Source organism: Sulfuricaulis sp., from assembly GCF_049587675.1.
GTDB lineage: Bacteria > Pseudomonadota > Gammaproteobacteria > Acidiferrobacterales > Sulfurifustaceae > Sulfuricaulis.
In genome coordinates this window covers 1-9,475 of the sequence record NZ_JBAVEJ010000118.1, presented here as the reverse complement: position 1 = coordinate 9,475, position 9,475 = coordinate 1, and the positions used below count along the sequence as shown (strand labels likewise).

12 protein-coding genes are annotated in these 9,475 nt (G+C 60.3%); all 12 read right to left on the bottom strand.

What is annotated here, in order from left to right; genetic code table 11:
* Nucleotides 1–111 precede the first annotated feature (111 nt).
* The 12 genes from WB402_RS06200 to WB402_RS06145 all read right to left on the bottom strand — a co-directional run bounded on the left by WB402_RS06200 (nucleotide 112) and on the right by WB402_RS06145 (nucleotide 9,319).
* Nucleotides 112–432, bottom strand: coding sequence for a phosphoribosyl-ATP diphosphatase (locus WB402_RS06200; protein ID WP_424206050.1), 321 nt, complete (start codon nucleotides 430–432; stop codon nucleotides 112–114).
* A gap of 1 nt (nucleotide 433) precedes the next feature.
* Nucleotides 434–826 carry a phosphoribosyl-AMP cyclohydrolase gene (gene hisI / locus WB402_RS06195; RefSeq protein WP_424206049.1) on the bottom strand — a complete coding sequence of 131 codons (393 nt, stop codon included), beginning with the start codon at nucleotides 824–826 and terminating at the stop codon, nucleotides 434–436.
* Between the two features lie 160 nt (nucleotides 827–986).
* Entirely contained in the window at nucleotides 987–1,748 is a 762-nt protein-coding gene (gene hisF / locus WB402_RS06190) for an imidazole glycerol phosphate synthase subunit HisF (RefSeq protein ID WP_424206048.1), read from the bottom strand.
* 97 nt (nucleotides 1,749–1,845) lie between these two features.
* A complete protein-coding gene (gene hisA / locus WB402_RS06185) occupies nucleotides 1,846–2,589 on the bottom strand; it encodes a 1-(5-phosphoribosyl)-5-[(5-phosphoribosylamino)methylideneamino]imidazole-4-carboxamide isomerase (protein ID WP_424206052.1) in 744 nt (247 codons plus the stop codon).
* Nucleotides 2,590–2,717: 128 nt separating this feature from the next.
* A complete protein-coding gene (gene hisH / locus WB402_RS06180) occupies nucleotides 2,718–3,368 on the bottom strand; it encodes an imidazole glycerol phosphate synthase subunit HisH (protein WP_424206047.1) in 651 nt (216 codons plus the stop codon).
* A 154-nt stretch (nucleotides 3,369–3,522) separates the two neighbouring features.
* Nucleotides 3,523–4,116 (bottom strand): imidazoleglycerol-phosphate dehydratase HisB, encoded by a 594-nt coding sequence (hisB, locus tag WB402_RS06175; protein WP_424206046.1) that lies wholly within the window; start codon nucleotides 4,114–4,116, stop codon nucleotides 3,523–3,525.
* Between the two features lie 66 nt (nucleotides 4,117–4,182).
* Entirely contained in the window at nucleotides 4,183–5,268 is a 1,086-nt protein-coding gene (hisC, locus tag WB402_RS06170) for a histidinol-phosphate transaminase (protein WP_424206045.1), read from the bottom strand.
* Between the two features lie 126 nt (nucleotides 5,269–5,394).
* Entirely contained in the window at nucleotides 5,395–6,702 is a 1,308-nt protein-coding gene (hisD, locus tag WB402_RS06165; RefSeq protein ID WP_424206044.1) for a histidinol dehydrogenase, read from the bottom strand.
* A 7-nt stretch (nucleotides 6,703–6,709) separates the two neighbouring features.
* Nucleotides 6,710–7,354 (bottom strand): ATP phosphoribosyltransferase, encoded by a 645-nt coding sequence (gene hisG, locus WB402_RS06160; RefSeq protein WP_424206043.1) that lies wholly within the window; start codon nucleotides 7,352–7,354, stop codon nucleotides 6,710–6,712.
* A gap of 3 nt (nucleotides 7,355–7,357) precedes the next feature.
* Nucleotides 7,358–8,653, bottom strand: coding sequence for a UDP-N-acetylglucosamine 1-carboxyvinyltransferase (gene murA, locus WB402_RS06155; RefSeq protein WP_424206042.1), 1,296 nt, complete (start codon nucleotides 8,651–8,653; stop codon nucleotides 7,358–7,360).
* A gap of 70 nt (nucleotides 8,654–8,723) precedes the next feature.
* A complete protein-coding gene (gene grxD, locus WB402_RS06150; protein ID WP_424206041.1) occupies nucleotides 8,724–9,038 on the bottom strand; it encodes a Grx4 family monothiol glutaredoxin in 315 nt (104 codons plus the stop codon).
* Between the two features lie 59 nt (nucleotides 9,039–9,097).
* A complete protein-coding gene (locus WB402_RS06145; RefSeq protein WP_424206051.1) occupies nucleotides 9,098–9,319 on the bottom strand; it encodes a BolA family protein in 222 nt (73 codons plus the stop codon).
* Between the last annotated feature and the right edge of the window lie 156 nt (nucleotides 9,320–9,475).

Below are 9,475 nucleotides of genomic sequence, written 5' to 3'. Positions count from 1 at the left end.
AAGCCAGTGCCATATGCTGAAAGAACCCATTGCAATCTCTCCAGAATAAATTCGTTCGTGCCGATGTTGAAACCACCCGCCCGGCGGTTCTCGTCCGGCGGATCACCTTCGCTAACGTCCCTGACGCGAGGCCTTCTCGTCCAGCCCGGACACGCCAAAACGGCGGTCCAACTCAACCAGGATATCATCCGGCTTAAGCCCGGTCTGCGCAAGCATGATAAGTGTGTGAAACCACAGATCCGCCGTTTCATGCACGATCTTGGCCCGCTCGCCGCTCTTTGCCGCGAGCACCGTCTCGGTGGCTTCCTCGCCGATCTTTTTCAGAACCGCGTCGAGCCCCTTGGCGTACAGTCCCGCGACATAGGAACTCTGCGGATCGGCGCCCTTGCGCGCCTCCAAAACGGCTGCCAGCTTGTTCAGCACGTCGGACATGTCATTTCTTGCCGTAAATTTCCTGTTCGCTCTTGATTACGGGTTCGACCGTCACCCACCGGTCGCCCTGAAGCTGCTGATAGAAACAGCGCTCGCGTCCCGTGTGACAGGCGATCCCGCCCTTCTGTTCCACCACCAGCAGCACGGTATCGTTGTCGCAGTCGAGACGGATGTCCTTGACCGCCTGCACATGTCCTGATTCCTCACCCTTGCGCCAGAGTTTCCGGCGCGAGCGCGACCAGTAGATCGCCCGCCTTTCCTGCGCCGTCGCCGCCAGCGACTCGCGGTTCATCCACGCGAGCGTCAACACCTTGCCGCTCCCGGCCTCCTGCGCAATCGCCGGCACCAGCCCGTCGCTGTTCCATTTCACTGCATCGAGCCAGGTTTCATTCATGATTGATTTAAACCGCCAGGACGCCAGGGTCGCCAGGAACTTCTGAAATCATATCAGAATAAAGAGGTGAATAATTCAGCCGGCGAGAACATGCCTTATTTCTGAATCATTATTATTATTCTTGTTCCCTGGCGCTCCTGGCGTCCTGGCGGTTCTAATTTTATAGCCTTACTTCAATCCCGGCCGCGGCCATGCGCTCTTTAGCCTGCTGCACGGTGTATTCACCGAAGTGAAAGATACTGGCCGCAAGCACGGCGTCGGCGTGGCCTTTGGTGACGCCCTCGACAAGATGATCGAGATTGCCGACCCCGCCGGAAGCGATCACCGGAATACTGACGGCGTCGCACACCGCGCGCGTGAGATTGAGATCAAAACCGTCCTTGGTGCCATCGCGATCCATGCTCGTCAACAGGATTTCTCCCGCGCCGTATTCCGTCATTTTTCTTGCCCAGGCCAGCGCATCGAGGCCGGTGGCCTTGCGTCCGCCGTGGGTGAACACCTCCCACCGGTCTGGCCCGACCTGCTTGGCATCGATCGCCACCACGATGCATTGCGAGCCGAAATGATCCGAGGCTTCCTTGACGAACTCGGGACGGGACACCGCGGCGGTGTTGATCGCCACCTTGTCGGCGCCGGCGTTGAGCATGCGGCGCACGTCCTCGACCTTACGGATCCCACCGCCGACAGTCAGCGGAATGAACACCTGCGAAGCCATTGCCTCGACCACATGCACCATGGTCTCGCGGTTATCGGAACTGGCGGTGATGTCGAGAAAAATTACTTCATCGGCGCCCTGTTCGTCATAACGGCGAGCGACCTCGACCGGATCGCCGGCGTCGCGGATTTCCACGAAACGCACGCCTTTGACGACGCGGCCGTTGTCGACGTCGAGGCAGGGAATGATGCGTTTGGCCAGACCCATGATAAAAATCGAAAGGACAGGATTTACAAGATTAACAGGATTGGAAAATTAAAAAAAAGATTTCCAGATTTAATCCAGTAAATCCTGTTAATCCTGTCTATTTGATGTTTCCCAGCTCGTCGGCGAGTTTCTGGGCCGCAGCGAAGTCGAGCGTGTCCTCGTAAATCGCGCGGCCGGTAATGGCCCCGACGATGCCGGCGTCACCCACCTCGCAGAGCCGGCGGATATCGTCGATGTTGGTGATCCCGCCGGAGGCGATAACCGGAATTGAGATCGCGTTCGCGAGCTTGACCGTCGCTTCGATATTAACACCGCTCATCATACCGTCGCGGCCGATGTCGGTGTAAATGATCGCCTCGACGCCGTCGTCCTGATATTTCTTCGCCAGATCGATGACGTCGTGTCCGGAGAGCTTGGACCAGCCGTCGATCGCCACCTTTCCGTCCTTGGCGTCGAGCCCCACGATGATATGCCCGGGAAATTCCGTGCACACGTCGCTCACGAAATGCGGGGCATTCACCGCTTTGGTGCCGAGAATGACAAAGTGCATGCCCATGTCGAGATAGGCCTGAATAGTGTCCTCGTCGCGAATGCCGCCACCCACCTGCATTGGCATGTCCGGAAAGGCGGAGCGGATTGCCTGAATGGCGGCCCCATTCACCGGCTTGCCGGCAACCGCGCCGTTGAGATCCACGATGTGCAGGCGGCGCGCGCCGGCATCCACCCAGCGTCTGGCCATGGCCACGGGATCGTCGGAAAAGATCGTCGCTTCGTTCATGCGCCCCTGGCGCAGGCGCACGCACTTGCCGTCCTTGATATCGATTGCGGGAATAATCAGCAGAGCGGACATGATTGATAAAAGTCAGTAATCGCAGATGGATACGAATAAATGCTGATATATAAAACTCACTAACTTCCTGCTTCTCTTCATCTGCGTGAATCTGTTTATCAGCGGTTTCAGAATATATATTAGCTGTTTCCGTCCCAGGACACGAAATTTTCCAGCAGGCGCAGGCCGGCGCGCTGGCTTTTTTCCGGGTGGAATTGGACCGCGAAAATGTTCTCACGCGCCGCGGCCGAGGTAAACCGCAACGCATACTCCGTCTCGCCGGCGATATTATGGGCATCGATCGAATCGGCATAGTAACTGTGCACGAAATAAAACCGCGAATCCTGCGGGATACCGTTCCACAGCGGGTGCGCGACGGTCTGGCGCACCTGGTTCCAGCCCATGTGCGGCACTTTGAGCGGCAGACCCGTGGCCTCGTCGCGCATCTGTTCCGCGGGAAAACGCTTCACCGCCCCCGCCAACAGGCTCAGGCACGGCGTGCCACCGCCTTCTTCGCTGAAATCATACAAGGCCTGAAGACCGAGACAGATGCCGAGAAAGGGTTTGGTTTTCATTGCTTCGAGAAGCGATTCGCGCAGCATGCCGGATTCCAGTGCCACCATGCAAGCGCCGATGGCGCCCTGGCCGGGAAACACGACACGGTCGGCACGGCGGATGTCCGCGGCCGCGGCCGTGAGTCGTACATGCACGCCGGGTGCGACATGTTCGATCGCCTTGCACACTGAGCGCAAATTCCCCATCCCGTAATCAATCACCGCGACGGTATTCATATAATATTTAGTTTAACGCCATCATCGCCAAGAAACGCAGTGTTGTGGCCCGGGGCGCAACATAACCCGTTTCACCCGTTCGACGGCGCGAATGTTCACTGAACATTCGCGAAAACTCCGCCTCACCCCTGGCGACTTGGCGGTTCAACAATAATTACAGACTTCCTTTGGTCGAGGGAACGGTATCCGCCGCGCGCGCGTCGATCTCCAGCGCCATGCGCAGGGCGCGTCCGAAGGCCTTGAAGATCGTCTCGGCGTTGTGGTGCGCGTTCTTGCCGCGCAGACAATCGACGTGCAGCGTGACCAGGGCATGATTGCAGAATCCCTGAAAAAATTCGTGCACCAGATCCACGTCGAATTCCCCCACGCGCGAGCGCGGAAAATCCACGTGATATTCCAGACCGGGACGCCCGGAGAAATCGATCACCACGCGCGACAGCGCCTCGTCGAGCGGTACATAGGCATGGCCATAACGGCGGATGCCCTTCCTGTCGCCCACCGCCTTGGCGATCGCCTGGCCTAACGTGATGCCGATATCTTCCACCGTGTGATGCGCGTCGATGTGCAGGTCGCCCTTGGCCTCGAGGGCGATGTCGATCAGCCCGTGCCGCGCCACCTGTTCCAGCATGTGCTCGAGAAACGGCAGGCCGGTATCGATACGCGCCGTGCCGCCACCGTCCAGATTCACGGAAACGGTGATCTGGGTTTCCTTGGTGTTGCGCGCCACCTCGGCGCGCCGGCCGGACATAGACTTGCCCCGGGGGGAACGGGATTTTGTTCGTTTAGAGGATTTCACACGCAAACCATAGACGAATCATAGCGCCGCCTCAAGCGCTTTGAGAAATGCATCATTCTCCGAAGGCGTGCCCACGGTCACGCGCAAACAGCCCTTGAGCATGCCGCCAGAAGAATTCAGATTCTTGATGAGCACCCCACGTGTCCGCAGTCCTTCAAAGACCTGGTCCGCTACGCGGTTCTCGGCCCGGAACAGAATGAAATTGGCCTGGCTCGGCCAGGCCTGCACGCCACGTATCCGGCTGAGCGCCTGAAACAGCTGTTCCCGGTCGTAACGTATCTGCCGCGCCTGATCATCCAGCAAGGCCAGGTGCGTCAACGCGAATTCTGCGCTCGCCTGCGTGAGGCTCCCGATATTGTACGGAAGCCGCACCTTGTTGAATTCCGCCAGCCACGGTGTCGGGCCGGCGAGAATGCCTAAACGCAGACCGGCCAGCCCCTGCTTCGACAGCGTGCGCATCACCAGCAAGTTGTCGTGCTTTCCCAGCCGGTCCATAAAGGAATGGCCGGCGAAGGCGTGATAGGCCTCGTCCAGCACGACCAGTCCCGGCGACGCTTCGATCACGCGCTCGACACCCTCGCGCGAAAACAAATTCCCCGTCGGATTGTTCGGGTACGCCAGAAAAACCACCGCTGGCTTGTACGTTTCGATGGCCTTGAGCGTAGCCTGCCTGTCGAGCGAAAAATCCGGCCGGAGCGGCACGCCCACGAACTTCATGCCGGTGAAAGTCGCAATCATCTCGTACATGATAAAGGTCGGTATGGGTGCCAGCACAACCGCACGCGGCCCGGAGACAGCCATGAGAACGATCTGGATGAGTTCGTCCGACCCATTGCCGAGAATAAGCTCCATGCCGGCCGGCACGTCGAGCGCCGCGCGCAGACGTTCGCGCAGACGACGGGCGTCGGGATCGGGATAACGATTAAGCGCAACGCTTCGCAGCACTTCCGTCCATTCACGCCGCACGTCTTCCGGCCACGAATAGGGATTCTCCATGGCGTCGAGCTTGATGAGCCCGGAGGCATCGGGCACGTGATAGGCCTTGAGCGCCCGGATTTCGGGGCGCACGAGCTTTCCGATTTTTTGTTGGATTCGGTCAGTCATGATATGAAATATCTCACCGCAAAGACGCAAAGAGCGTAAAGACTAAAAAGTAAATTGAACCTGGCCTTATGACGCAAAGTGCCATTTTCGTTTTCTTTACATTCTTTGCGTCCTTTGTGGTGAAACCTATTTCTTAATCCGGTACTCTGCCGAGCGTGCGTGCGCCGTCAGGCCTTCGCCGCGCGCCAGCACCGAGGCGGTTTTACCCAGCACCGAGGCACCATCGGCCGAACACTGGATCAGGCTGCTGCGTTTCTGGAAGTCATACACGCCGAGGGGCGAAGAAAACCGCGCGGTGCCGGAAGTCGGCAACACGTGGTTCGGCCCGGCGCAGTAGTCGCCCACCGCCTCCGCGGTATAGCGGCCGAGAAAGATCGCGCCGGCATGACGCACACGCTTGGCCGTTTCCCCGGCATTTTCCACCGAGAGCTCGAGATGTTCCGGCGCGATGCGATTCACGAGCACAAGCGCCTCATCGAGGCTGCCGGCGGTGATCAGCGCCCCGCGGGATTCGAGCGCGGCCCGGATGATCTCGCGCCGCTCCATGCCGGGCAGGAGTTTTTCGATGGCCGCGAGCACTTTCAGGGTGAACGCCTCGTCGAGGCTGATGAGAATGGACTGCGCGTCCTCATCGTGCTCCGCCTGCGAAAACAGGTCCATCGCGATCCACTCGGGATCGGTCCTGCCGTCGCACAATACCACGATCTCGGACGGCCCGGCGATCATGTCGATGTCCACCACGCCATAGACGAGCCGCTTGGCGGTGGCGACATACACATTTCCCGGACCGACGATTTTGTCCACCTTGGGAACCGTTTGCGTGCCGTAAGCGAGCGCCGCGACCGCCTGCGCGCCGCCGATGGTAAACACCCGATCCACTCCGCCGAGGTAGGCCGCGGCGAGCACCATTTCGCTGAGCGTTCCCTCCGGCGCCGGCACCACCATGACGAGTTCCGGCACCTCGGCGACTTTGGCCGGTATCGCGTTCATGAGCACGGACGACGGATAGGCGGCCTTCCCGCCGGGTACGTACAACCCGACGCGCTCGAGTGCCGTCACCTGCTGACCGAGCAGCGTGCCGTCGGGTTCGGTGTAGGTCCAGGAATCGGTGCGCTGGCGTTCGTGGTAGGCGCGAATGCGTTCCGCGGCGTTGGCGAGCGCTTCATACTGTTCCTTGGTGACCGCGCGCGACACCTCGCGCAGGCGCGAGCGCGACACCTCGAGCTCCGCCACGCTGGAAACCTCTCGCCGGTCGAAGCGGCGCGTGTACTCCACGACCGCCGCGTCGCCGCGCGCGCGCACGTCCGCGACGATGTCCCGCACCGTGGTTTCGATCTTGGGATCGATCGCGTGGGCGCGGTCGAGCAATCGTTCGAAGTCGGCGGCAAACCCGTCAGCGCGGGTATTCAGCAGACGCAGCTTGAGCGTGCTCATGGGAGGTTCAAGCGACGGCCCGCTGCAGCTGACCGACGAGATTCTTCAGCGCCTGGTGTTTCATTTTCATCGAGGCCTTGTTGGCCACGAGCCAAGCACTGATATCGGCGATTTGCTCCACCTCGACCAGGCCGTTGGCCTTGAGCGTATTACCGGTATCGACCAAGTCGACAATGCGGTCGGAAAGACCCACGAGCGGCGCGAGCTCCATCGAGCCGTAGAGCTTGATGATATCGGTCTGAATGCCCTTGGCGGCGAAGTGCCGTTGCGTGGTTTTGACGTATTTGGTCGCGATGCGCAGCCGCGTCCAGCTGCGCGGATCGTCGCGCGAGGCCAGGCTCGCCGGCTCGGCCACCATCATGCGGCAGCGGGCGATCTTGAGGTCCATGAGTTCATACAAGCCGTCGCCGTCGTATTCCATCAGCACATCCTTGCCCGCGATACCGAGGTCGGCGGCACCGAACTGCACGTAGGTGGGCACATCCGCAGCACGAATGATCGTGAGCTTCACGTCCGGCAGGTTGGTATCGAGAATGAGTTTACGGCTTTTTAGCGGGTTTTCCGCGGGTCGGATGCCGGCGCGTTCAAGCAGCGGCAAACCCTCTTCCAGGATCCGCCCCTTGGACAGGGCGATATTGAGCGTGGAGGTCATGGTTCACGCCGTCTGCTTCCGCGCCGCCCGGGCCGCGAGTTCTCCCGGTAGGCGCCGGATGCGCGCGCCCAGCTGGGCGAGCTTCTCCTCGATACATTCATAACCGCGGTCTATGTGATAGATGCGATCGACGACGGTATCGCCCTCCGCTACCAGGCCCGCCAGCGCCAGGCTCGCGGAAGCGCGCAGATCGGTCGCCATGACCGGCGCGCCTTTCAAGCTCGTGACGCCGCGCACAATGGCGGTGTTGCCTTCCATTTCGATACTCGCGCCCATGCGCTGCAGTTCATAGACGTGCATGAAGCGGTTCTCGAAGATCGTCTCCGTCACCGTGCCGCTGCCCTCGGCGATCGCGTTCAGCGCGATGAACTGTGCCTGCATGTCCGTCGGAAACGCCGGGTACGGCGCGGTGCGGACCGTCACGGCCTTCGGACGCTTGCCCTGCATGTCGAGACTGATCCAGTTCGGTCCGGTTTCGATCACCGCGCCGGCCTCACGCAGTTTCTCGAGCACCGCCTGCAACAGATCCGGACGCGCGTTGCGCAACCGCACGCTGCCGCCGGTCATCGCCGCGGCGACCAGATACGTTCCGGTTTCGATGCGGTCAGGAATGACCTCATGCTCGGCGCCGTGCAATTTCTCCACGCCTTCGATGGTGATTTCATCGGTGCCGGCGCCGCGAATCTTCGCGCCCATCGCCATCAGACATTTGGCCAGGTCCACCACTTCGGGTTCGCGCGCGGCGTTTTCGATGATCGTGGTGCCGTCCGCCAGCGTCGCCGCCATCATGATGTTCTCCGTACCGGTGACGGAGACCAGGTCCATGAAGATGCGCGCGCCTTTCAGGCGTTTCGCCTTGGCGCGGATATAGCCGCCTTCAAGATTGATCTCCGCGCCCATGGCCTGTAAACCCTTGATGTGCAGGTTCACCGGGCGCGAACCGATGGCGCAACCGCCGGGCAGGGACACCTCGGCCTCGCCGAAACGCGCCAGCAGCGGACCGAGCACCAGGATCGACGCGCGCATGGTTTTCACCAGTTCGTACGGCGCGCGCACCGAGGTGTTCTGGCTCGAATCGGCCTCGATCACCATCTTGTCGCCGACCACGAGGCGCACGCCCATGCGGCCGAGCAGCTCCATCGTCGTGGTGATGTCCTGCAGGTGCGGCACGTTGCCGATGCTCACGGTTTCGTTGGTCAGCAGCGAGGACACCAAAACGGGCAGCGCGGCATTCTTCGCGCCCGAGATGCTGATCTCGCCGCGCAGCGGCGTTCCGCCGGTCACTATCAGTTTGTCCATGATATGAATAATCGTCGGCAATAAAAAAGGCCGCCAGAAGGCGGCCTTTTCCGTTCGGGATTACGGGCGCTCAACCCTGCGCCTGGGTAACCAGTTTCTGGAGTTCGCCCTTCTGGTACAGCTCGATCATGATATCACAGCCGCCGACCAGTTCGCCGTTTACGTACAGCTGCGGGAAGGTCGGCCAATGCGAGTATTCCTTGAGGCCCTGGCGCATTTCCGGGTCGGACAATATGTCGTAAGTCGTGAATTTCGCCCCGCACGCGCCCAGCATCTGGGAGGCCTTGGCCGAAAAGCCGCATTGCGGGAACTGGGGGGTGCCCTTCATATAGAGCACGATCTTGTCGCTGCTCAGTTGCTGGCGAATCTTGTCCTGTATGCTCATGTGAAACCTCGTATCTCGTAATAAATTTAAGCTATCGACGCAAAACCAACGGGTGACGGTCACTCCTCCGGCGCCAGGGTACGCAATGACAGAGCATGAATTTCATTTCCCATCTTGCCGCCCAGCGTGCCATACACGATCTGATGCCGCTGCAACATGCCCTTGCCGGTGAACTCACGGGCCACGACTTCGGCCTCGAAATGATGACCGTCGCCGGTCACCGACACGCGCGCGCCCGGCAACCCAGTCTCTATCATCTGCTTAATGTCTTCCGGCTGCATCATTAGATCGGTACCTCGGTCAATTATCGGTCCAACCGGGGCGATTTCAAGAGATATGTCCTTTAGAGATACAAAACAATGGCCCCGATACACCGTCGTCGCCCGGGCGCCGGTCATGGGGCCAGGACGCTGGCCCGCCAATCTTGTGGAAAACGT

Coding starts and splice junctions, on each gene's coding strand:
- WB402_RS06200 (WP_424206050.1), bottom strand. CDS start 432: ATGTCCGACGTGCTGAACAAGCTGGCAGCCGTTTTGGAGGCGCGCAAG.
- hisI (WP_424206049.1), bottom strand. CDS start 826: ATGAATGAAACCTGGCTCGATGCAGTGAAATGGAACAGCGACGGGCTG.
- hisF (WP_424206048.1), bottom strand. CDS start 1,748: ATGGGTCTGGCCAAACGCATCATTCCCTGCCTCGACGTCGACAACGGC.
- hisH (WP_424206047.1), bottom strand. CDS start 3,368: ATGAATACCGTCGCGGTGATTGATTACGGGATGGGGAATTTGCGCTCA.
- hisB (WP_424206046.1), bottom strand. CDS start 4,116: ATGTCCGGCCGGCGCGCCGAGGTGGCGCGCAACACCAAGGAAACCCAG.
- hisC (WP_424206045.1), bottom strand. CDS start 5,268: ATGACTGACCGAATCCAACAAAAAATCGGAAAGCTCGTGCGCCCCGAA.
- hisD (WP_424206044.1), bottom strand. CDS start 6,702: ATGAGCACGCTCAAGCTGCGTCTGCTGAATACCCGCGCTGACGGGTTT.
- hisG (WP_424206043.1), bottom strand. CDS start 7,354: ATGACCTCCACGCTCAATATCGCCCTGTCCAAGGGGCGGATCCTGGAA.
- murA (WP_424206042.1), bottom strand. CDS start 8,653: ATGGACAAACTGATAGTGACCGGCGGAACGCCGCTGCGCGGCGAGATC.
- grxD (WP_424206041.1), bottom strand. CDS start 9,038: ATGAGCATACAGGACAAGATTCGCCAGCAACTGAGCAGCGACAAGATC.
- WB402_RS06145 (WP_424206051.1), bottom strand. CDS start 9,319: ATGCAGCCGGAAGACATTAAGCAGATGATAGAGACTGGGTTGCCGGGC.